Source organism: Streptomyces sp. NPDC028928 (assembly GCF_055564915.1).
The window spans coordinates 147,094-168,259 of the sequence record NZ_JBVHVI010000003.1 but is presented as its reverse complement, the minus strand read 5'-3'; the positions used below and the strand labels follow the sequence as shown (position 1 = coordinate 168,259).

At 73.3% G+C, this 21,166-nt stretch carries 19 protein-coding genes and 1 pseudogene; 10 read left to right on the top strand and 10 right to left on the bottom strand.

Features of this window, described 5'->3' with window-relative positions; translation table 11 throughout:
- Positions 1-35 precede the first annotated feature (35 nt).
- From ACZ4U1_RS09845 to ACZ4U1_RS09830, 4 genes are all read right to left on the bottom strand, one after another.
- On the bottom strand, positions 36-794 hold the full coding sequence (locus tag ACZ4U1_RS09845; protein WP_467901720.1) for a calcium-binding protein: 759 nt from the start codon (positions 792-794) through the stop codon (positions 36-38).
- A gap of 109 nt (positions 795-903) precedes the next feature.
- The gene (locus tag ACZ4U1_RS09840; protein ID WP_467901718.1) at positions 904-4,032 is read right to left on the bottom strand and encodes a sacsin N-terminal ATP-binding-like domain-containing protein; all 3,129 of its coding nucleotides are present in this window, start codon (positions 4,030-4,032) and stop codon (positions 904-906) included.
- A 56-nt stretch (positions 4,033-4,088) separates the two neighbouring features.
- Positions 4,089-4,328 carry a DUF397 domain-containing protein gene (locus ACZ4U1_RS09835; RefSeq protein WP_467901716.1) on the bottom strand — a complete coding sequence of 80 codons (240 nt, stop codon included), beginning with the start codon at positions 4,326-4,328 and terminating at the stop codon, positions 4,089-4,091.
- Entirely contained in the window at positions 4,325-5,170 is an 846-nt protein-coding gene (locus ACZ4U1_RS09830; RefSeq protein WP_467901714.1) for a helix-turn-helix domain-containing protein, read from the bottom strand. The genes ACZ4U1_RS09835 and ACZ4U1_RS09830 overlap by 4 nt, the downstream gene beginning before the upstream one ends.
- Here ACZ4U1_RS09830 and ACZ4U1_RS09825 point away from each other — a divergent pair.
- Positions 5,058-5,627 (top strand): annotated as a pseudogene (locus tag ACZ4U1_RS09825) (ATP-binding protein); the annotation flags it as partial. The gene ACZ4U1_RS09830 and the pseudogene ACZ4U1_RS09825 overlap by 113 nt on opposite strands.
- A gap of 92 nt (positions 5,628-5,719) precedes the next feature.
- Here the strand turns inward: ACZ4U1_RS09825 and ACZ4U1_RS09820 are convergent.
- Entirely contained in the window at positions 5,720-6,646 is a 927-nt protein-coding gene (locus ACZ4U1_RS09820; protein WP_467901712.1) for a DUF3027 domain-containing protein, read from the bottom strand.
- A 273-nt stretch (positions 6,647-6,919) separates the two neighbouring features.
- Between ACZ4U1_RS09820 and ACZ4U1_RS09815 the strand changes: the two genes are divergently transcribed.
- From ACZ4U1_RS09815 to ACZ4U1_RS09800, 4 genes are all read left to right on the top strand, one after another.
- Positions 6,920-8,320, top strand: coding sequence for an MFS transporter (locus ACZ4U1_RS09815; RefSeq protein WP_467901710.1), 1,401 nt, complete (start codon positions 6,920-6,922; stop codon positions 8,318-8,320).
- A 100-nt stretch (positions 8,321-8,420) separates the two neighbouring features.
- The gene (locus ACZ4U1_RS09810) at positions 8,421-8,900 is read left to right on the top strand and encodes a DUF2771 domain-containing protein (protein WP_467901708.1); all 480 of its coding nucleotides are present in this window, start codon (positions 8,421-8,423) and stop codon (positions 8,898-8,900) included.
- An 11-nt stretch (positions 8,901-8,911) separates the two neighbouring features.
- Positions 8,912-9,619 carry a futalosine hydrolase gene (locus tag ACZ4U1_RS09805; RefSeq protein ID WP_467902260.1) on the top strand — a complete coding sequence of 236 codons (708 nt, stop codon included), beginning with the start codon at positions 8,912-8,914 and terminating at the stop codon, positions 9,617-9,619.
- On the top strand, positions 9,609-10,457 hold the full coding sequence (locus ACZ4U1_RS09800) for a 1,4-dihydroxy-6-naphthoate synthase (protein ID WP_467901706.1): 849 nt from the start codon (positions 9,609-9,611) through the stop codon (positions 10,455-10,457). The genes ACZ4U1_RS09805 and ACZ4U1_RS09800 overlap by 11 nt, the downstream gene beginning before the upstream one ends.
- A 36-nt stretch (positions 10,458-10,493) precedes the next feature.
- Here ACZ4U1_RS09800 and ACZ4U1_RS09795 read toward each other — a convergent pair whose 3' ends face one another.
- Positions 10,494-10,877: a cold-shock protein gene (locus ACZ4U1_RS09795; protein WP_467901705.1), complete on the bottom strand. Its 384-nt coding sequence runs from the start codon at positions 10,875-10,877 to the stop codon at positions 10,494-10,496.
- A gap of 175 nt (positions 10,878-11,052) precedes the next feature.
- Between ACZ4U1_RS09795 and ACZ4U1_RS09790 the strand changes: the two genes are divergently transcribed.
- Positions 11,053-11,316 carry a hypothetical protein gene (locus tag ACZ4U1_RS09790; protein WP_467901703.1) on the top strand — a complete coding sequence of 88 codons (264 nt, stop codon included), beginning with the start codon at positions 11,053-11,055 and terminating at the stop codon, positions 11,314-11,316.
- Here the strand turns inward: ACZ4U1_RS09790 and ACZ4U1_RS09785 are convergent.
- Positions 11,280-11,918 (bottom strand): HAD family hydrolase, encoded by a 639-nt coding sequence (locus ACZ4U1_RS09785; RefSeq protein ID WP_467901701.1) that lies wholly within the window; start codon positions 11,916-11,918, stop codon positions 11,280-11,282. The genes ACZ4U1_RS09790 and ACZ4U1_RS09785 overlap by 37 nt on opposite strands.
- An 80-nt stretch (positions 11,919-11,998) precedes the next feature.
- On the bottom strand, positions 11,999-13,000 hold the full coding sequence (locus ACZ4U1_RS09780) for a hypothetical protein (RefSeq protein WP_467901700.1): 1,002 nt from the start codon (positions 12,998-13,000) through the stop codon (positions 11,999-12,001).
- 101 nt (positions 13,001-13,101) lie between these two features.
- Here ACZ4U1_RS09780 and ACZ4U1_RS09775 point away from each other — a divergent pair, with 101 nt between their 5' ends.
- Positions 13,102-15,651, top strand: a complete 2,550-nt coding sequence (locus ACZ4U1_RS09775; protein ID WP_467901698.1) for a helicase-associated domain-containing protein — start codon at positions 13,102-13,104, stop codon at positions 15,649-15,651.
- A gap of 98 nt (positions 15,652-15,749) precedes the next feature.
- Positions 15,750-17,396: a DNA repair helicase XPB gene (locus ACZ4U1_RS09770; RefSeq protein ID WP_467901697.1), complete on the top strand. Its 1,647-nt coding sequence runs from the start codon at positions 15,750-15,752 to the stop codon at positions 17,394-17,396.
- On the opposite strand, the gene ACZ4U1_RS09765 is transcribed toward ACZ4U1_RS09770, so the two are convergent.
- The gene (locus ACZ4U1_RS09765) at positions 17,393-17,722 is read right to left on the bottom strand and encodes an SH3 domain-containing protein (RefSeq protein ID WP_467901695.1); all 330 of its coding nucleotides are present in this window, start codon (positions 17,720-17,722) and stop codon (positions 17,393-17,395) included. The two genes, ACZ4U1_RS09770 and ACZ4U1_RS09765, sit on opposite strands and share 4 nt — an antisense overlap.
- The gene (locus ACZ4U1_RS09760) at positions 17,686-18,855 is read right to left on the bottom strand and encodes a glycosyltransferase 87 family protein (protein ID WP_467901693.1); all 1,170 of its coding nucleotides are present in this window, start codon (positions 18,853-18,855) and stop codon (positions 17,686-17,688) included. The genes ACZ4U1_RS09765 and ACZ4U1_RS09760 overlap by 37 nt, the downstream gene beginning before the upstream one ends.
- Before the next feature lie 300 nt (positions 18,856-19,155).
- On the opposite strand from ACZ4U1_RS09760, the gene ACZ4U1_RS09755 reads away from it, so the two are divergent.
- Together ACZ4U1_RS09755 and ACZ4U1_RS09750 are read left to right on the top strand one after the other, a co-directional pair.
- On the top strand, positions 19,156-19,266 hold the full coding sequence (locus ACZ4U1_RS09755; RefSeq protein ID WP_358921535.1) for a keywimysin-related RiPP: 111 nt from the start codon (positions 19,156-19,158) through the stop codon (positions 19,264-19,266).
- Between the two features lie 35 nt (positions 19,267-19,301).
- On the top strand, positions 19,302-21,155 hold the full coding sequence (locus tag ACZ4U1_RS09750) for a lasso peptide isopeptide bond-forming cyclase (RefSeq protein WP_467901690.1): 1,854 nt from the start codon (positions 19,302-19,304) through the stop codon (positions 21,153-21,155).
- Positions 21,156-21,166: the final 11 nt, after the last annotated feature.

Here is a 21,166-nt window from a genome sequence, read left to right as displayed (position 1 = left end):
GTCCCTGAGTGGTGATGGTGCTGTGGATCGGCCGCTTACTTCACGTCGACGTAGTCACCGGTGGCGCTGACCGCCGCGGTGCTCGCGTTGCCCGCGAAGGAGAAGCGGTAGGAGCCGTCGGCCGTGGCGGTCGTGGTGGCCTTCAGGTTGCCCTTGGAGTCCGCCTTGACGGTTTTCAGCGTGGTGTAGGCGCTGGCGCCCTTCTTCTTGAACTGGAGCTTCACGGACTGCGAGCCGTAGCCGCCGTACTTCAGCGACTCCCAGTTGGCGCGGGTGAGGGCACCGGTGACGGTGAGGGTCTTGCCCTTCTTCACCGGCTCCGGGGTGGCGTTGGCGGTGAGCTTGGCGGCGCGCTGGAAGGAGAAGGAGCCGGCCTTGTCCTTCTGGACGAAGTCGTCGTCGTTGGCGTCGATCCAGGCGCCGACGTACCAGGTGCCCGCGTTGCTGTTGCTGAGGTAGTCGACCTTCGGGTCGATCTTCACCGACGCGGTGCAGGTGGACGTGGTGGAGTTGACGGCGACGCAGCTCGGCGTGCCGGTCATCTCCCAGCCGTAGCCGGGGCCCTTGAGGTCGAAGGCCTGGGCGCCCTTGATGCCCGAGTTGTCCGTCGCGGTCACGCTGACCTTGATGGTCACCGCGCTGGTGGTACCGATCTGCACCTTGTTGTCGCCGTCCACGACCACCTTGGTGATCTTCGTGTCGCCGTAACCGCCATCGGCCTGGGCGGCCGGGACGGCGAGAGCGGACAGGGCCAGAGCGCCGCCCACGACGGCGACAGAGGCACGGATGCGCATGTGATGTCCCCACGTTCAGATCTGTGGAGTCGGCTGACTCCACAGATGTGACGTGGGGACAATGTGAAAGGTTGTACGAGAAGTGGTAACTGTGTCGAGGGGCGGCCGGTCAGTCGAACCAGCGGTCCCGCGCCAACTCCTCCGTCCGGGACGGGTCCTCCAGCAGCGCCGCCACCTCGAACCGCCTGGGCCACTGCCCGGCGGCCCACGCCAGCCCGGCGGCCACCCCCTCCAGGGTCGCCGCGTGCAGCACGCCGTCGTCGGTCAGCCGCCAGTCGATCTCCACGCCGTCCACGACGAGTTCCTCGTGCTCGACGTACGTCCGAGGCGTGCGCGGCCCGAGCAGCACCCGCACCGCGTCCGGTACGTCGTGCTCGCTCCCCTCGGAGTGCACCTCGCCGGTGACGGACTCGCTCAGCCGCCGCACCTGGAACAGCTCGGCCAGCTCGGCGGCGCGCGCGGGCCGGACCGGCAGCAGCGGCACACCGGAGGTGAACGGCAGCAGGTCCGGCGAGTCGACCACGACGGCCGCCCCGGCGTCCACGACCTCCACCCGCCCGTCGACCACGGCCCGCAGCTCGTCCGGCAGGGTCACCTGCTCCGGATCCAGCTCCGCCAACGCGCTGTAGAGGCCGTGCAACTGGGCGGGCGTGACGGGCCGCTCCGGGTCGGCGAGCCGGTCCAGCAGCTCGGCGGCGCCGCCGGGCTCGTCCAGCAGCGCGCCGACGGAGGTGCGCACGCCGAGCGCCCGCAGCACCTGCTCGTCCTCGAACCCGGTGGCGTCGGCCTCCTCGTACAGCCCGCGCAGCAGCGGGTCCCCGCCGGCCGCGAGCAGACCGGCCGGGCGCCGCCCGTCCAGCACCGGGTGCCCGCGCAGCCACCACGCGGTGTACGGCCGTACGACCTCATGGGTGCCGTCCGGCAGCAGGATCCGCACGGGCTGGGTCAGGGCGTCCCGCAGCGGCGGCCGGGCCAGCAGGGCGAGCGCCTCGGGCCAGTGGTCGTCGTCCACCAGGTCCAGGTCGCGGACGGCGACGAGTTCGGTGGCGACGGGCGGCACCGGGCTGTCCGGGAACCGGTCGAGGATGTCCTCGCACCACACGTCCACGGCGTCCAGCAGCCCCGCGTCGTCCGGCTCGGCGTAATCGCCCTCGCGGGGCTCCAGCTCGTCCGGATCGAGGACGACGTCGGTGGCCCGGACGAGCGCGAAGTCGGCGAGCACCCCGCACGCGGCGAGCGGCTGCTCGCCCCACCTCTCCGCCAGCTCCGCGTCCACGGCGGCGAGTTCACCCTCACGGATCACCCGGGCGAAGGGGCTGCCGGGAAACACCAGCTCACCGGCGGGCGCCAGCTCCCCCTCCTCGTCGGGCAGCGCGAGCGCGCCCAGCCAGGGCTCGTCCCCTGGCTCCAGCCCGGCGTCCCGCACCAGACCCAGCACGGTGTCGGCCAGCTCCTCGGCGTCCGGCGCGTCCTCCTCCCACCCGAGACCCCCCTCCTCGTCGAGGGAGCCCGCCACGGCGGCCCGCACCTGCGGGGTGGTGAGCACCGCGCGGGGAGTCGCGGGCAGCGCGCCCAGCTTCTCCAGCAGCGGGTGCGCGGCATCGGCGTGGGCCACCTTCAGCCCGAGCCGCCCCAGCACGTCCGCGTCGATCCGGGCGGCGTCCGGCGCGGGCAGCAGCACCTGCCGGGGCCCGATGGTCGTCCGCCCGTCGGCAAGCGGCACCGGCAGCCCCGACAGCCTCTCCGGATCGACCCCGGCGAGGCTGTCGTACAGCCGCCACCACCACTCCGGCTCCTTCTCCAGCCCGGCGAGCCGGTCGATGGCGTCCGCGAGCGGCAGCCGGGCCACCCCGAGGGTGCGCAGCTCGACCCGCCGCTCCAGGCCGGCCGGGAGCAGGGTGGGCAGCACCTCGGCGAGCACCCGTACGGTGTCGGCCCCGGCGCCCTCCACGACCTCGGCGTCCCGGGGCCGCAGGGCCTCCGGCAGCTCGTCGTCGCCCTTGGCCTCGACGGCCGGCGGCAGGAAGGCGGTGCGCGGCAACCGCTCCAGCACGGCCTGCCGCAGGGCCCCGTCCAGTTCCCCCCGGCCCAGCGCCCCGGGCACGAGATCGATGACCCCCTCCCCCACCGGGCGCCACGCGCCGAGCAGTTCGGCGTAGGCGTCGGCCGCCCGCTGCACCAGGAAGTCGGTGAGGGGGCCGGGCGCCGCGTGCCGACGGGTGGTGTCGAGCGGGAACGAGGCGATGAGCAGGGCGGGCACGCCGAGCGGCTCGTCGCTGGGGGTGGGCGCGTGCACGACCGGGGAGGTACGGGGCCGGACCGGAGCGCCGTACGCGTCCACGGGCACGGCCCAGGTCACGGACCAGTGCGGACGCAGCCGCTCCTCGACCGGACGGTCCGCGAGGAGGTCCGGGGTGAGCGGCCCGTGCGCGGAGGCGGTGCGCCAGTTCGTGACGCCGTCACGGGAGTCGTCCACCACCGTGAAGGCACCGTCGGTACGCCGGGTCAGGGTGCGCGGCGCCTCCCCGTTGACCTCCACGACCACCTCCGCCAGCCCCGGCAGGGCGAGGAGCAGGGCGTCATCGATGCCGCCGAGGAGCCGCTCGGCGAGATCGGCGGCGGCGGCGTCCCGCAGAGGCAGGATCACGGCGGTGTCGTACGGCTCCGGGGCCGTGCCCTCGGCCGCGAAGGGCAGCCGCAGCAGGGGCACGTGACCGTCCCGGCGGCGCACCTCGTCCCCCAGCCCCGGGCTGTGCCGGGCGACGTCGGCGGCCAGCTCCCTCGACTCCGCGAGGGACCAGCGCACACCCCCGTGCCGGCCCACGATGGCCGGCTCGTCGGTCACCGCGAGTACGGCGGCGAAACCGACCCCGAACCGGCCGACGGCACCGTGCGTCGCCTCGGTGTCCCGCTTGGCGGAGGCCCGCAGCGTCGACAACGACTCGACACCGGCCGCGTCCAGCGGGGCCCCGGTGTTCGCCGCCACGAGCACGCCGTCCCGGAGGGTGAGCCGCAACCGCCCCGGCACGTGTGCCCGTGCGGCGGCGTCGGCGGCGTTCTGCGCCAGCTCGACCACGAGTCGGTCCCGGTAACCGCCGAGGACGAGATCCTCCTCGGCGTTGGCGTCCTCCCGGAACCGGGCGGGACTGGTCGCCCACGCATCGAGAACCCCACGCCGCAGCCGGGCGGTCCCGAACGGATCGGCACCCTCGGCCGCCGGCCGCACGAACTTGCTCACGTCCACTCTCCTCTTCCGCCTGTGGACGAAGGTACAGGGCGGAGGGGGGTGGGGTTTCAGCTCCGGGCTGCGTACGAGACGAACTGCGTCCAGGTGGAAGGGGCGACGGTGAGGAGGGGACCGTCGTTCTGCTTGGAGTCCCTGATGTGGATGGTGGCGGGGGTGGGGGCGACCTCTACGCAGGAGTCGCCGTCGGGACCACTGCTGTAGCTGCTCTTGAACCAGTCCAGGCCCACTTCGACGCAGGAGTCGCCTTCACTGCTGCTGCTGTAGCTGCTCTTGAACCAGCGGATCATGTTGCCCCCAGCAGTTTCTCGATGAAGGTCGTGGACTCACGGGGGGTGAGCGCCTGCGCCCGGAGGATGCCGTAGCGCAGCTCAAGGATACGGAGATGCCTCGGCTCCTCGACCGGTCGGCCGTTGACGACTGCGGGCGAGCGGCCCACTGCCGAGCCGTCCGCGAACTTCAGCACCTCGATGCCACCGGCGATACCGGCGTGTTCGCCGATGTCCATCGGCATCACCTGAACCTCCACGCCGCGCAACTGTGCCGCCGCGAGAAGGTGTTCCAGCTGGCGATGCAGCACATCCTTGCCTCCGAGCGGCCGTCGCAGCGTCCACTCCTCCAGGACGAAGCTGATCTCGGGCGCCGGGTCCCGCTCGAAGATGGACTTACGAGCCATCCGCGCCGACAGGTACCGCTCCACCTCTTCGCTGCTGTACGCGGGCCGCCGCATCAGCAACAGCGCTCGTGCGTACTCGGGTGTCTGCAACAGCCCGTGGATGTTGAGCGGATCGTAGAGCTGAATCTCGACGGCCTTGGCCTCTCTCTCCGCCAAAGCCCGAACCTTCTTCGGATACCGGACCTTCTCCACGTCCTCCTTCATCGCCGCCAGCAACCCACCCGCGTCCAAGACCTTGTCGGCCTTGTCGAGGTACTCCGGCCTCGGGATCCGCTTGCCGGACTCGATCTTGTAGACCATGTCCTCGCTGTAGCCGACGGTCCTGGCGAAATCCGCCGCGCGGATGCCCAGCGCCTCACGGCGGAGCTTCAGCTGGCGGCCCACCGTGGCGATGACGGCCACGCCCCACTCGTCATCCGGCTCGACCTCCCACCCCGGTTCCTCTTCCTCACTCACCAGAGCAGCCCCCTTCTCGACAAGCTCCGACACCACCCGTCGTGCGCCGGACAGTGACTCTACGCAACCGCTTCGTCACTGTTCACAGGTATCAGCTGCCGCCACTCTGAGTGATGTGAACCAGGAAATCTCCACCCACATCTCCACCCGCATCCCGAACTTCACGGTGCAGCTGTCCCCCACGCCACGTGGCGCCCGGCTCGCCCGGCTGCTCGCCACGGAGCAACTACGCTCCTGGGGGCTGCCGTTGGACCCGGCGGCGCTGATCGTGGCCGAGCTGGCGGCCAACGCGGCCAGCCACGGTCGAGTGGCCGGACGGGATTTCCGGCTGACGATGTACGCCGTCGGGGACACGCTCCGTATCGAGGTGACCGATACGCGCGGTGACCGGCTGCCGGAGCACCTCCGGCCCGCGCCCGACGCCGACGCCGGGCGGGGACTCGTCCTCGTGGACGCGCTCGCCCAGCGCTGGGGCACCGCTCCCGGGGCCTCGCCGAAGAAGACGGTGTGGGCCGAGGTGTGGGTCGGGTCGGAGGCCGTACCGGCGGTTCAGGAGTGGCCGAGTTCCGCCGTCTCGTCGTCGCCGGTCTCCGGGACGGAGCCGGAGTCGCGGGCCGGGCGGAGCGGGAAGGGGTCGACGCGGGTCTCGTCGATGACCGGGGCGGCGGGCTGCGGGGGCTTGGGCATGACCGCGGCCTCGGAGTGGCCTCCGCAGCCGTAGGAGAGGGAGACCACGCGGCCGTCCGCGGGGGAGAACTCGTTGGCGCAGACGCCGAAGGCCTGGCCGAGGGAGCCGCCGATGGGGGCGAGGAAGCCGCAGCTCATGCAGGTGGCGGGGGCCGCCTGGGCCATGGCCGTCTTCGGGCCGAAGGCCTCCTCCCAGCGGTCCGCCGCGATGTGCAGGCCGTAGCGGGACAGGACGCGCGCGCGGCGCATGCCGAGTTCCTCGGCTACGGACGCGATGGTGCCCCGGACCGGGGTCGTCGGCTGGACGGCGGGGGCGCCGGGCGTGACGTCGGCGTCCTCGGCCTCCGCCAGCTCCCGCATCTCCTCGGAGACGACCGAGTTCGGCGGCGGCTCCTCCTCGCCGGTGTAGCCGGGCTCCAGGCGCAGGTCGTCCTGGTCGGTGGGGAGGAGGTCGCCGGGGCCGAGGTCGCCGGGGCGCAGGCGCTCGCTCCAGGGCACCCACTCGGGGGCGAGGAGGGCGTCGGGGCCGGGCAGGAGGACGACCTCGTCCAGGGTGACGATCTTGGCGCGGGAGGCGCGGGCCACGGTGACCGCCCAGCGCCAGCCCCGGTAGCCCAGCTCCTTGCACTCGAAGAAGTGCGTAACCACGCGGTCGCCCTCCGACACCAGGCCGGCGTGCTCGCCGACCACGCCGGGCGCGGCGGCCTCCTCGGCGGCGGCGCGGGCGAGGTCGACGGCCTCGGCGCACAGGCGGTCGGGGGTGCGGCTTCGCGTGGTCGCTGCGCTCACAGGTATCGCTTCTCTCCTACGCCGTCTCGTCGAGTGCGGCTGCCTCCGGCGGTTTCGCCGACGGAGCGGACCTGGGGACCGCATCGACGTCTGCATCCGCGCGCCTGGGCGCACCTCTGCCATCCATTCTGCGTTATGGCTGAGATAGGCACGCTACACCGGACGGGATTCGTGGATATTCCCACCCGCCTCCTTACCCGCCCGTCCCCTCCCGCGCCTCGTCCGGCGCCACGCGCGCCGTATCCGCACTATCAGGCCGTCTCTCGGGGCACTATGAACGTCGTGACAGCCGCGGACAGGGCAAGTGGTCGGGGCGGCGGTTCGGGCCGGGTGGGTGGTGCCGTCCGCTCGGTCGGCCGTGCCCTGCACCTCCCGGTCACCGGCGCGGCCCGCGGCATCCGCAGGGCCACGCACGCGCACGGCGCGGGCGAGTCGGGGCTGGGCAAGCTGATCGAGCTGCACGCGGTGAACGGCGCCGGGGATGTCATGGTCACCGTGGCGCTCGCGTCCACGGTGTTCTTCTCGGTGCCGACGGACGAGGCGCGGGGGCGGGTCGCCCTCTACCTGGCCATCACCATGGCGCCCTTCACCGTCCTCGCGCCCGTCATCGGGCCCCTCCTCGACCGGCTGCCGCACGGGCGGCGGGCCGCGATGGCCGGGGCGATGCTGGCGCGGGCGCTGCTCGCGCTGGTCATCTCGGGGGCGGTGGCGAGCGGCAGCCTGGAGCTGTACCCGGCCGCGCTGGGGGTGCTGGTGGCGTCCAAGGCGTACGGCGTGGTGCGCAGTGCCGTCGTACCGCGGCTGCTGCCGCCGCGGTTCTCGCTCGTGAAGGCCAACTCCCGGGTGACGCTGGCGGGGCTGCTGGCCACGGGTGCCGCCGCCCCGGTGGGGGCGGGGCTGCACGCGCTCGGCGATCCGTGGCCGCTCTACGGCGCCTTCGTGATCTTCGCTGCCGGGACGTTTCTGTCGTTCTCCCTGCCGCCCAAGGTGGACTCGGCGAAGGGGGAGGACGTGGCGCTGCTCGCGGCGGACGAGCAGCATCTGCGCGGGCCGCACCGCAAACAGGTGAAGCGGCCGGGGCTGCGCACGGTCGGGCCCGCCGTCACCCACGCGCTCGGCGCCAACGCCGCCCTGCGCTGCCTGTCCGGCTTCCTGATCTTCTTCCTCGCCTTCCTGCTGCGCGAGCACCCGCTGACCGGGGAGAGCGCGGCGGTGTCGCTGGGGATCGTGGGGGTCGCGGCGGGGGCGGGCAACGCCCTCGGTACGGCGGTGGGGGCGTGGCTGCGGTCCCGGGCGCCCGAGATCATCATCGTGACCGTCGTGGCGGTGGTGCTGGGGACGGGGGTCGTCGCCGCCATATTCTTCGGCGCGTTCCTGGTGGCGTGTCTGGCGGCGGTCGCCGGGTTCGCGCAGGCGCTGGCCAAGCTGGCGCTGGACGCGCTGATCCAGCGGGACGTGCCGGAGCTGGTGCGCACCTCGGCGTTCGCCCGTTCGGAGACGTTGCTCCAGATGGCGTGGGTGTTCGGCGGCGCGGTCGGCATCGTGATGCCGCTCAACGGCACGGTGGGGCTGCTGGTCGGCGCCGCGTTCGTGGCCGTCGGCTGGCTGGGCACGCTGCGCGGACTGCTCGCCTCGGCCCGGCACGGCGGCCGGGCCCGGCCCCGGGTGGCGTGACGGCGGGTCCGGATCCAAGGTGGCATCGGCTGGCGTAACGAACCGGGCACGCCGTACCCCACGTGGGCGGGCGGCTCCGGGTGCCCGATAGCCTTCGGCCATGACCACGCTGCAATCCGTTGTGCGACGCCGCCGCGCCGTCGCCGTCGCCGGCGCCGTTTCCGCCGGACTGCTCGTCCTGTCCGCCTGCGAGAAGCCGACGCCCGTCGCGACGCTCACCGTCGGCCGGGACTCGGTCAACTCCGAGGCCCTCTGCTACAACGACGACAAGGCGCTGGACCAGGAATCGCTGGACAAGTGCATCAAGAAGGCCGGTGACGCCAAGTCGATCGAGGTCGGCCAGGACGAGACCGTCCGCATCGGCGTCGACCCGAAGATCGCGGACGCGGGCTGGATCGTGCTGGTCAACGGCCGCCAGTTCAGCGACACCAGCAAGGAGACGTACCGCACGATCCCGAGCAGCGCGTTCTTCAACGTCCAGTACGGCACGCAGGGCGAGACCAACACGCTCGCGATCCAGATGGGCGACAAGACGAAGAAGGGTCTGTGGACCTTCAAGCTGAAGAAGGCGAAGGACTGACCACGGCGTCCCTGCCGGTCCTCGTCGCCACCGCGGTCCCCGTCGAGCGGGACGCGGTGGCGCGGGCGTTGCCCGGGCCCACCGAGGACGTACGGCTGCCGGGCGGGTCCCTGCTCCGTACGGCCGCGGGCTTCGACCTGCTCGCCGCCGGGGTCGGCCCGGCGCTCGCCGCCGCCTCCGTCGCCGGCGCCCTCACCGCCGCCGCGCTGGCCGGCCGCCCCTACGGCCTGGTCGTCTCGGCCGGCATCGGCGGCGGCTTCCAGCCCGACGCCCCCCTCGGCTCGCTCGTCGTCGCCGACGCGATCACCGTCGCCGACCTGGGCGCCGAGACCGCCGACGGCTTCCTCCCGGTCACCGAACTCGGGTTCGGGACCGTCACCCATCACCCGCCGGAATCAGTCGTACGAGTCGTTTCCGAGGCCACCGGGGCCCGTACCGGCACGATCCTGACCGTCTCCACGGTCACCGGCACCGCCGCTCGCGCCGCCGCCCTGCGCGCCCGGCACACCGGCGCGCTCGCCGAGGGCATGGAGGGCTTCGGCGTGGCCGAGGCGGCCGCCGCACACGGTGTGCCCGTGCTGGAGATCCGCGCGGTCTCCAACCCCGTGGGGCCCCGCGACCGCGCCGCCTGGCGCATCGGTGACGCCCTCGCCGCCCTCACCGAGGGCTTCGGGAAGCTCGCGCCCGCATTGGAGAGTTGGAACGCACATGACCAGTGAGCCGCTTCGGATCGCGTACTCCCCCTGCCCCAACGACACCTTCGTCTTCGACGCCCTCGCCCACGGCCGCGTCCCCGGCGCCCCCGCGCTGGACGTGACCTTCGCCGACATCGACATCACCAACGGCATGGCCGAGCGCGGCGAGTTCGACGTGCTGAAGGTGTCGTACGCCGTTCTGCCGTACGTCCTCGGTGCGTACGCGCTGCTGCCGTGCGGCGGTGCGCTGGGGCGGGGCTGCGGGCCGCTGGTGCTCACGCGGGAGGCGGGGGTCGACCTGACGGGCCGTACGGTCGCGGTGCCGAGCGAGAAGTCGACCGCCTACCTGCTGTTCCGCCTGTGGGCGGCGGACACCCTGCCCGGCGGGGTCGGCGAGATCGTGGTCATGCCGTTCCACGAGATCATGCCGGCCGTGCGGGACGGCAAGGTGGACGCGGGCCTGGTCATCCACGAGGCCCGGTTCACCTACCAGAACTACGGGCTGCACAAGCTCGCCGACATGGGTGAGCACTGGGAGCGGACCACCGGGCTGCCGATCCCGCTGGGCGCGATCATCGCCAAGCGCTCCCTGGGCGCCGAGGCGCTGACCCGGCTCGCCGACTCCGTCCGCGCCTCGGTACGGGCCGCCTGGGACGACCCGGAGGCCTCCCGGCCCTACGTCATGGAACACGCCCAGGAGATGGACCCGGCCGTCGCCGACCAGCACATCGGGCTGTACGTCAACGAGTTCACCGCCGACCTCGGCGAGGACGGCTACGCCGCGGTCCGGGGCCTGCTCACACGCGCGGCGGCCGAGGGGCTCGTGCCGCCCCTCGGCCCGGGTGCGCTCGCGTTCCCCTGACGGATTCCTGGCTTCCGGATTCCGTCGGCGACGGGGTCAGACGTCCAGCTGGTCGGCGACCGCGCGGAGCAGGCCGGCGATCTTCTTGCCGGAGGCCTTGTCCGGGTAACGGCCCTTCTCCAGCATCGGAGTGATGTTCTCGAGAAGAGTCGTCAAATCCTGCACGATCGATGCCAGCTCGTCCGGCTTCTTGCGCTGGGCGGCGGCGACCGACGGCGTCGGGTCGAGCACGATCACCGAAAGCGCCTGGTCACCGCGCTGACCGGCGACCACCCCGAACTCCACGCGCTGTCCGGGCTTGAGCGAATCGACTCCGTCGGGGAGAACCGAGGAATGGACGAAGACGTCACCGCCGTCGTCGCGGGAGAGAAAGCCGAAGCCCTTCTCGCTGTTGAACCACTTGACCTTGCCGGTAGGCACGTCTGTCCTCGTCCTCGTACTCGTTGGGAAAACTACTTCGGAAACGGCTCTTGATAGCACTAGAGCGGGTCGACCACGACCCGCCGATACCAAGCGCTACCAAGGCTAATGGTCTTGGGGCGGGTGACAAGACGTCCCCCGGTTGTTCTCTCGCGCAGGGAACTACCCTGGTCCGGTGCGTGACAAAACCCAAACGAATTCCGCCGCGCCCGGTGACCGACTGATCCGCGCCGGTGCCGTCGTCTTCTTCCTCGGCGCCGTGGCCACCCTCGTCACGGTGGCCCCGTTGTTCCTCGGAACGAAGCCTTTTCCGACGTACATGTTCGGTCTGAGCATGCTCATGGCCGTCGGATTCCTGCTCGCCGGTGCCGGTGTCCTGCGGTCCGTCGCCGCCGGACGGCGTCAGGCGCGGAGGGCGGTCCCCGGCGCCTCGCGGTAACCGGTCAGCCACCGGGGGAAGTCGGCGAGGCCGGTCAGCACGACGTCCGCGCCGGCCTCCCGCAGCTCGTCCGCCGGGCACGGACCGGTCGCCACGGCGACCGAAAACGCACCCGCCGCACGGGCCCCGCGCACGTCTCCGACGTGATCGCCGACGTACACACCCGCGCCGTACTCGCGCAGCGCCGCCGCCTTCTGCTCGGCCCACAGGTCACCGACGACCACGTCCGGCTCGATGCCGAGGTGGGCCAGGTGCAGCTTGGCGTTCGGCTCGTACTTCGCCGTCACGACCATCGTCCGCCCGCCGGCCGCCCGCACCGCGTCGATCGCCTCCCGGGCGCCGGCCATCGCGGGCGTCGCGGCGATGGCTATGGACGGGTACATCTCCCGGTACAGATCGGCCATCGCCGGCACCTCGTCGGCCGGGAACCAGTGGATCAGCTCCTCCACGAGCGGCGGCCCGAGCCGGGTCACCGCCAGATCGGCGTCGATGAACGTCCCCGTCCGCTCGGCCAGGGCCACGTAGCAGGCGCGGATCCCCGGCCGGGAGTCGATGAGGGTCATGTCGAGGTCGAAGCCGACGGTGAGGGTCGTGGAGGCCATGGGGGACATTGTGCCGGGTGCCGCCGGCCAGCCGGCTGCAGTGCCGTCGACAGGCGCGGGCACGCCCCCGCGCACCGGCGCTATCCCTTCCGCTGCGAGCGCCACACCAGGTACACCGCCGAGGCCAACGCCGCGCCCCTGACCACCCACGGCCACGTCTCGCCCACCGCGTCGTTCATGTGGCCCCGGGCGATCGGTTCGCCCCAGCGGCCGTCGTTGCGGCCCCACAGCCACACCAGGCCGGCCGCGACCGCGGTACCCGGTAGCACCATCACCGCGCACTTGGTCTCCGCGGCCGTCAGCCGGCGGGAGCCGTAGGCGATGGCCCAGCCGAGGAGCAGGGCGAACCAGTTGCCGAGTACGGTGCCGGCGACCAGCGCGGCGGCGGCCAGCAGCAGGAGGGGGTTGGACCAGCCGGCGGCGGGGCCGGGGAGGAGCCGGCGGCGCGGGGCGGGTTCCGGTGCCGCCGCCGTGGGCGCCGGTGCCGGCTCGGCGGCCTTCTCGGCGGCCTTCTCGGCAGCCCCCTCGGCCTCCCCCGGCGGCCGTTTGAGCAGGTCCGGGATCTCCACGCCGCCGACGAAGCCCGGCACCGGGTCGGTGTCCGCCAGGGGGCCGGCGGTGTCCACGCGCCACCAGTCGGGCGGTGCCGTGCCGTCCCCGAGTTCGTGCGCCGGGGCGAGGTGCGGCGGGGCCGGTGTGTCGCTCGGGGCGGGCCGCTCGGGCTCGGCGGGGCGCGGGCGCGGTACGACCCGGCGCAGTCCCTTCGGCCGTTCCCGCTCCGCCGGCTCCGGCGCCCGCTCCCGGGAGGAGGGCTGCGCCGGTACGGCGGCGGGGGGCGGCTGCGGGACACCGCCGGTGCCGCCGGCCGCCGTGACCACCTCGTCCGGGCTGCCCAGGCGGTCCAGGATGCGGCGGACGGCGGCGGGCGAGTCCACCGTCGCCTGTGCCCGGTACCGGTCGATCTCGTTGCGCAGCTGCGACACGAGCCGCATCCGTGTGGCGGACGGCAGCTGCCGTTGCTGAGCGATGTCTCCGACGCGGCTCAGATACTCGTAGACGACCTGGTCGCTCTCGATCCCCACGACAAGCCCCTCCGGGGTGCGCCGACTTCAATCCCCGGTGAGGACCGTACCGCTTCTCGCGGGATGCCCTCGGCATATGGAATTCCGCTACCGTTGGCCGGATGAGCCCCGAGGCCCACTCAGCCCCTCGGTCCCTCGCGGAGGCGCTCCGCGCGCGGGACGACGCCTCCCTGGCCGCGCTGCTGCGCAGCCGCCCCGACCTCATCACCCCCGTCCCCACCGATCTCACCCAGCTCGCCACCCGCGCCGGTACGCGGGCCTCGGTGCTGCGCGCCCTGGAGCGGCTGGACCGGTTCGCGCTGCAGACGGCGGAGGCGCTGGCCGTGGCCCCGGACCCGGTGTCGTACGACACGCTGCTGGCGCTGATGGCCGGGGACGCCGGGGACGAGACGGTCGCCGGCGCGCTGCCGCGGGCCGTCGGCACCCTGCGCGAACAGGCGCTGGTGTGGGGCGCGGACGACCGGCTGCGGCTGGTGCGGACCGCCCGCGAGCTGCTCGCGCCGTCGCCGCAGCACCCGTCGCCGACCGGGCTCGGACCGACCGTGCAGGAGGCCACCTCGGGCATGTCGCCGGGGCGGATCCAGGAGATCGTGGCGGCGGCCGGGCTGCCGTCGACGCACGACTCGGTGTCGGCCGTGGCCGCGCTGACCGCGCTGTTCACCAACCGCGGGAAGATGACGAAGCTGCTCGCCGGGGCCCCGGACGCGGCCCGCGAGGTGCTGTCCCGGCTGGTGTGGGGGCCGCCGTACGGGCAGGTCACCGCGGATCCGGCGGCCCATCTGCGCTGGCTGCTGGACCGCGGTCTGCTGCTGCCGACCGCGCCCGGGACGGTCGTCCTGCCCCGCGAGGTCGCCCTGCACCTGCGCGAGGGCCGCGCGCACCGTACGCCCGAGCCGCTGCCGCCCGCCGTGGCACCGGCCGCGACCCACTCCCCCCAGGTGGTGGACGCCACCGCGGCCGGGCAGGCGTACACCGCGCTGGCCACCGTGGAGGAGCTGCTGAAGGACTGGGACGAGGGCGGGCCCGCGGTGCTGCGGGCGGGCGGGCTGAGCGTCCGGGACCTGAAGCGGACCGCGGTGGCACTGGACGTCTCGGAGCCGGTCGCCGCCTTCTGGGCCGAGCTGGCCTACGCGGCCGGCCTGATCGCCTCCGACGGCGAGGCCGACGAGCGGTACGCGGCCACGCCCGCCTACGACGAGTGGCTCGAGCAGCCCCCGGCCGAGCGCTGGGCACGGCTCGCCCAGGCGTGGCTGACGGCCACCCGCACGCCGGGGCTGGTCGGCGGGCGGGACACGAAGGACCGGACGCTGTCGGCGCTCGGTCCCGGCCTCGACCGGTCCGCCGCGCCGGAGGTACGGCACCGGGTGCTGTCCCTGCTGGCCGGACTGGACCGGGGCGCGGCCCCGGACACCGAGTCGGTGCTGGCCCGGCTGCGCTGGGAGCGCCCGCTGCGGGGCGCCCGGCCGGACGGCGGCGAGGACGACCTGCGCTCCCGGCTGGCCCGCTGGACCCTGTCGGAGGCGGAAGTGCTGGGCGTGACCGGCCGGGGCGCCCTGTCGTCCCACGGCCGCGCGCTGCTGGGGGCGCCGGCGGGGAAGGCCGACGGCACCGCCGCCGGTTCCGCCGAGCCCGCCGGTCCCGGCGACAAACTCCCGGTGCACCACCACCGCTCCCCCGCCCACCTCGCCCCCCTCTCCGCCGCCGAGCAGGCCGTCGCGACCGCCGCCGCGGCCCGGCTGCTGGCCCCGCTGCTGCCCGAGCCGCTGGACCACGTCCTGCTCCAGGCCGACCTGACCGCGGTCGCGCCCGGCCCGCTGCGACGCCCGCTCGCGGACATGCTGGGCGTGCTGGCGGACGTGGAGTCCAAGGGCGGCGCGACGGTGTACCGGTTCACCCCGGCCTCGGTCCGGCGCGCCCTGGACGCCGGGCGGACCGCCGCCGACCTGCACGCCTTCCTCGCCGAGCACTCCCGCACCCCGGTCCCGCAGCCGCTCGCCTACCTGATCGACGACGTGGCCCGCAAACACGGCCACCTGCGGGTCGGCGCGGCCTCGGCGTACGTCCGCTGCGACGACGACACCGTGCTGAACGAGATCCTCGCCGACAAGCGGGGCGCCGCCCTGCGCCTGCGCCGGCTCGCGCCGACCGTGCTGGCGGCGCAGACCGACCCGGCGACGCTGCTGGAGGGTCTGCGCGCGATGGGGTACGCGCCCGCCGCCGAGTCCGCCGAGGGCGACGTCCTGATCACCCGGGCGCACGCCCACCGCACCCCGCCGCGCACCGCGCCGGAGCCGGTACCGGAGGGACCGCCGCCGCCCGACGCCACGCTGCTCGCGGCGGCGATCCGCGCGATCCGGGCCGGTGACCTGGCCGCCACCGCCCCGCGCAAGCCCGTCGGCGAACCCCTGGCGGGCGGCGAGCTGCCGCGCACCTCCTCCGCCGAGACCCTGGCCACCATGCAGGCCGCCGTCCTGACCGGCGACTCGCTCTGGATCGGCTACGTCAACGCCGACGGCGCCGCCAGCCAACGCGTCATCGCCCCCATCCGCGTGGAGGGCGGCTTCGTCACGGCGTACGACCACACGTCCGACGAGGTACGGACCTACCCCCTGCACCGGATCACCGGGGTGGCCGAGCTGGCGGACGACTGAGGCCGTCCCCGGGACGCAGCCGATCTTGCAGCCCTTCAGGCACCCCCGCCCGATGAGGCACACTGGACGTTTGGCCGTGATGGAAGGGTGTGCCGCGCGTGAATGGTCCGCTGATCGTCCAGTCCGACAAGACCCTGCTCCTGGAAGTCGACCACGAGCGGGCCGATGACTGCCGTCGGGCCATCGCGCCCTTCGCCGAGCTGGAGCGGGCGCCCGAGCACATCCACACCTACCGGGTGACGCCGCTGGGGCTGTGGAACGCGCGTGCCGCCGGGCACGACGCCGAGCAGGTCGTGGACGCGCTGGTGCAGTACAGCCGGTATCCGGTGCCGCACGCGCTGCTCGTGGACATCGCCGAGACCATGGACCGCTACGGCCGCCTCACCCTGAGCAAGCACCCCGCGCACGGACTCGTCCTCACCACCACCGACCGGCCGGTGCTGGAGGAGGTGCTGAAGTCCAAGCGGATCGCCCCGCTGGTCGGCGCCCGGATCGATCCGGACACCGTGGCCGTGCACCCCTCCGAGCGCGGGCAGATCAAGCAGACGCTGCTGAAGCTGGGCTGGCCGGCCGAGGACCTCGCCGGATACGTCGACGGTGAGGCGCACCCGATCGAGCTGCTGGAGGACGGCTGGGCGCTGCGTCCGTACCAGAAGCAGGCCGTGGAGAACTTCTGGCACGGCGGCAGCGGGGTCGTGGTGCTGCCCTGCGGTGCCGGGAAGACGCTGGTCGGCGCCGGGTCCATGGCGCAGGCGAAGTCGACCACGCTGATCCTCGTCACCAACACCGTCTCCGCCCGGCAGTGGAAGCACGAGCTGGTGAAGCGGACCTCGCTGACCGAGGACGAGATCGGCGAGTACAGCGGCACGAAGAAGGAGATCCGGCCGGTCACCATCGCCACCTACCAGGTGCTGACGACCAAGCGGAAGGGCGTCTACCCGCACCTGGAGCTGTTCGACTCCCGGGACTGGGGCCTGATCGTCTACGACGAGGTGCACCTGCTGCCCGCGCCCGTCTTCAAGTTCACCGCCGACCTCCAGGCGCGGCGGCGGCTGGGGCTCACGGCCACCCTCGTGCGCGAGGACGGCCGTGAGTCGGACGTGTTCTCCCTCATCGGGCCCAAGCGCTTCGACGCCCCGTGGAAGGAGATCGAGGCGCAGGGCTACATCGCGCCCGCCGACTGCGTCGAGGTCCGGGTGAACCTCACCGACTCCGAGCGGCTGGCGTACGCCACCGCCGAGACGGAGGAGAAGTACCGCTTCTGCGCGACCACCGAGACCAAGCGGAAGGTCACCGAGGCGATCGTCCGCCGGTTCGCCGGGCAGCAGATCCTCGTCATCGGCCAGTACATCGACCAGCTGGACGAGCTGGGCGAGCATCTGAACGCCCCGGTGATCAAGGGCGAGACCTCCAACGCGCAGCGCGAGAAGCTCTTCGACGCGTTCCGCGAGGGCGAGATCAGCGTGCTGGTGGTGTCGAAGGTCGCCAACTTCTCCATCGACCTGCCGGAGGCCACGGTCGCCGTCCAGGTGTCCGGCACCTTCGGCTCCCGGCAGGAGGAGGCCCAGCGGCTCGGCCGGGTGCTGCGTCCCAAGGCCGACGGCCACCAGGCCCACTTCTACTCGGTCGTCGCCCGCGACACCATCGACCAGGACTTCGCCGCCCACCGGCAGCGCTTCCTGGCCGAGCAGGGGTACGCCTACCGGATCGTGGACGCGGACGAGATCCTCGCCGAGGGCCGTTAGAAGGCGTACTCGTCGACGTAGCCCTTGGTCTTGCCGTTCTTGCCGTAGTACCAGTAGGTGCCGCTCTTGTAGGCCCGGCAGTACACGCGGACCGTGTCGCCGGTGAAGAGGACCTTCTTCTTGCGGTAGTTCTCGCCGGGGCCGCTGCGCATGACGGTGTCGCCCCACCGCGTGATCTGGCGGGTCTCGTCCGCGATGTTCTTGCATCCGCGGGGGTTGGCGGCCGAGGCGCTGGGCGCGGCCATCAGCGTGGCGGTGAGGGCGAGGGCGGTGGCGGCGGTCAGCCCGCTCACCGCCTTGCGGAGCGGAAGCTTCGAGAAAGCCATGTCAGTGTCCCCGTTTGCTCGTTCGAAGGGGTCGGATTACGGCTGATCATGCTGTCACACGTGATCAGCAGCCCCAGTACCAGGAGGGGGTAAGGGGCCGCCAACGGCTGCTGCCACCACGGCAGTTCCAGGTCCAGGGCCCCTTCGTGCGGCACCAGCCACATCGTGCGGGCGGTGAAGACGAGGGCCGCCAGGGCCGCCGTACGGGGGTGCCCCTCCGCGAGCAGCACGGCGAGCAGCGGCACGCACCACACCCAGTGGTGGGTCCAGCTGACCGGGCAGACCAGCAGGGCCGTGAACGCGGTCAGCAGGACGCCGTGCGCGTCCCTGCGGGCGCGGGCCGCCAGCGCCAGCCCCGCCGCCGCGACCACCGCCGCCGGGAGCGCCCAGGCGAGGCCCGGCTCCGGGTCGCCGAGGACCCGCGCGACCAGCCCCCGCAGGGACTGGTTGTCCACGATCCACGCCTTGCCCACCCGGCCGGTGTCGTACAGCCGCCGGGTGAAGAAGTCCGCGCTCGCCGAGGGGAGCAGGACGGCACCGAGCGCGACCGTCCCCGCGAAGGCCGCCACCGCCGTCGCCGCCTCCCGTACCCGCCCCCGCAGCAGCAGGTACACCACGAACACCGCCGGGGTGAGCTTGACGCCGGCCGCGATCCCGAGGGCCAGCCCCCTGGCGCGGGCACCGGGCGGCCGGGTCAGGTCCGCCAGGACCAGGCAGGTCACGGCCAGGTTGATCTGGCCGAACAGGAGCGTCTGGAAGACCGGTTCCAGCCACAGGGCGAGGGCCGTCGCCGTGCACAGCGCGGCCGGCGGGAGGGGGCGGGAGGCCAGGCGGGCGGAGAGCGCGACCAGGGTGGCGAGCAGGAGCACGTTGCCCGCGAGGAAGACCGCCTTCAGGGCCGTGACCGGGATCCAGGCCAGGGGGACGAACAGGACGGCCGCGAAGGGCGGGTAGGTCGCCGGGAGCCGCCACTCGGTGACGGTGAAGCCGTACAGGTCGGTGCCGTGGGCCACGGCCGCGCCCTCGGCCCGGTAGACGAGGAGATCGGCCATGGGCGCGCCGCGCAGGGCGCACAGCGTGACGAACGAGGCGAGGGAGAGGGCGAGGAGGAGCAGGGCCGTCCGGTTCCGCACGGACGTGACCCTATGCGGTCATGACGCGTTTCGAGGCCGCCTCCAGGACGAGTCCGGGGTCGCTCTCCGAAGCACGGTCGCGGGCCGCACAACACCCGGCGGCGCCCCCACCGCACCCGGCCACGACCCCGTCCCGCACACCCCTTCCCTTCGTTCAACATTCGAACACAACGTCAGCATTACCTTTTTTCAGACAATACGACTGTTCTTCTCGCCCTTGCCGCACCGCCCCGGTTCCCGGCTCCCTGGTGTCAGCCGCCCTCGACGGGCGGACGACACCCCCGTGAAGGAGAACAGGTCATGAAGAAGGCGTACGAAGCACCGACCCTGGTCCGTCTGGGTTCGTTCCGGAAGAAGACCGGGCTCCTGCAGAGCTCCGGCAACGACCGGCTCATCCTGAGCAAGAACTGAACGGGCGGACTGGCGAAGGTCACTGACCCGACGTCATGACTGATCTGCACCAGAGTGCGGGGACGGGCCCCGGCACCGCGCAGTTCGCGGTCTTCACCGACCGCGCGGACGCGGCCGCCGTGGCCCGCTCCTTCGCCCGCCCCGGCACCCGAACCCTCGCACACGCCTCCGGCCGGCCGTGGCTCGTCGGCACCTGGGACGACCAGGAGATCGTCAGCGCACGGGCCGGCACCGCCGCCCTCGCCCTCGTCGGCTGCGCCCCGGTCGGGACCGCGGAACTGGAGCGGGTGGCCCGCTCCCTGCGCGACCTGGCCGCCCTGGACGCGTGGGCGCGCTCGCTGCCCGGCAGCTTCCACCTCGTCGCCGCCCTCGACGGGCGGATCCGGGTGCAGGGCACCGCCTCCGGACTCCGCCTCGTCTTCCACGCCGACCTCGACGGCACCCGGGTGGCCGCGTCCCGCGCCGACCTGCTGGCCGACGCCCTCGGCGCCGAGCCCGCGCCGCAGCAGCTGGCGGTGCGGTTGCTGTGGCCGGTCCCGCACCCCCTGTCCGACGAGCCGCTGTGGCCCGGCATCACGGCCGTGGCCCCGCACGACGCGCTGATCCTCCAGCCGGACGGACACGGCGTACGGCACAGCCGGTGGTGGTCGCCCCCGGAACCGGTCGTCCCGCTGCGCACCGCCGCTCCCCGGGTCCGGGAGGTCCTCGCCGAGGCGGTCGGCGCCCGCACCCGGCACGGCTCCACGGTGAGCTGCGACCTCTCCGGCGGCCTGGACTCCACCTCGGTCTGTTTCCTCGCCGACCGCTCACCGGCCCGGGTCATCGCCTCCACCTGGCCGGGACGCGACCCGGCCGACACCGACCTGGAGTGGGCCAAGCGGGCCGCCGACGCGCTGCCCGACGTCGAGCACGTCGTCTGGGACGCCGAGGAGTCCCCCCTCGTCTACACCGGACTGCTCGGCATCGACGACGTACTGGACGAACCCACCATCGGCGTCATGGACCGCGCCCGCGTCCTGCACCACCTGCCCGCCATGGCCGAGCGCGGCAGCCGGGTGCACCTCACGGGCATCGGCGGCGACCACGTGGCCTGGTGCTCCGAGGCGTACTACCACCGGCTGGCCCGGCGGCGCCCGCTGTTCGCCCTGCGCCAGCTGCGCGGCTTCAAGGCGCTGTGGCAGTGGCCGCTCCTGCCCATGCTGGGCGCCCTGGCGGACTCCCGGTCCTACGGCGCCTGGCTCGCGGACACCGAGCACCGGCTGCGCGACCCGCTGCCCCCGACGGTGACCACCGCCCTCGGCTGGGGCATGAGCCCCCGCCTGTTCGAGTGGGTGACCCCGGAGGCCGAACACCTGGCCCGGACCGCGCTGCGCACGGCCGCCCGGCAGGCACGCCCCCTGCACCCCGACCGGGGCATGCACGCCGACCTCCAGCAGATCCGCGACTGCACGCGCATCATCCGCCAGTGGGACCACATGGCCGCCCGCCAGGGGCTGCCCATGGCCTCGCCGTTCCTGGACGACCGGGTCATCGAGACCTGCCTCGCCGTCCGCCCCGCGGAACGCGTCTCCCCGTGGCGGTACAAGCCGCTGCTGACCGAGGCCATGCGCGGCATCGTGCCCGACCAGTGCCTGCGGCGGGCCAACAAGGCCGCCGCCTCCATGGACGCGGCCGACGGACTGCGCCGGCACCGCGGCGACCTCATGGCGCTGTGGGAGGACTCGCGGCTGGAGCGGCTCGGGCTGGTGGACGGCGACGTCCTGCGCCGCCTGGCGGAGCGGCCCGCCACCCGCCACCTGCGGGACGCCGTCCTCTATTCCACGATCGCCGCGGAGGTGTGGCTGCGCGCGCTCGACCGTACGCGGCGGAGTCCGCACGTGAACACGTGAAGCCGAACGAA

What these genes read in the sequence shown, in the direction of transcription:
- ACZ4U1_RS09835 (WP_467901716.1), bottom strand. Translation starts at nt 4,328, where the DNA reads ATGATCCGCTGGTTCAAGAGCAGCTACAGCAGCAGCAGTGAAGGCGAC.
- ACZ4U1_RS09750 (WP_467901690.1), top strand. Translation starts at nt 19,302, where the DNA reads ATGACTGATCTGCACCAGAGTGCGGGGACGGGCCCCGGCACCGCGCAG.
- ACZ4U1_RS09755 (WP_358921535.1), top strand. Translation starts at nt 19,156, where the DNA reads ATGAAGAAGGCGTACGAAGCACCGACCCTGGTCCGTCTGGGTTCGTTC.
- ACZ4U1_RS09775 (WP_467901698.1), top strand. Translation starts at nt 13,102, where the DNA reads ATGAGCCCCGAGGCCCACTCAGCCCCTCGGTCCCTCGCGGAGGCGCTC.
- ACZ4U1_RS09845 (WP_467901720.1), bottom strand. Translation starts at nt 794, where the DNA reads ATGCGCATCCGTGCCTCTGTCGCCGTCGTGGGCGGCGCTCTGGCCCTG.
- ACZ4U1_RS09765 (WP_467901695.1), bottom strand. Translation starts at nt 17,722, where the DNA reads ATGGCTTTCTCGAAGCTTCCGCTCCGCAAGGCGGTGAGCGGGCTGACC.
- ACZ4U1_RS09800 (WP_467901706.1), top strand. Translation starts at nt 9,609, where the DNA reads ATGACCAGTGAGCCGCTTCGGATCGCGTACTCCCCCTGCCCCAACGAC.
- ACZ4U1_RS09810 (WP_467901708.1), top strand. Translation starts at nt 8,421, where the DNA reads ATGACCACGCTGCAATCCGTTGTGCGACGCCGCCGCGCCGTCGCCGTC.
- ACZ4U1_RS09815 (WP_467901710.1), top strand. Translation starts at nt 6,920, where the DNA reads ATGAACGTCGTGACAGCCGCGGACAGGGCAAGTGGTCGGGGCGGCGGT.
- ACZ4U1_RS09785 (WP_467901701.1), bottom strand. Translation starts at nt 11,918, where the DNA reads ATGGCCTCCACGACCCTCACCGTCGGCTTCGACCTCGACATGACCCTC.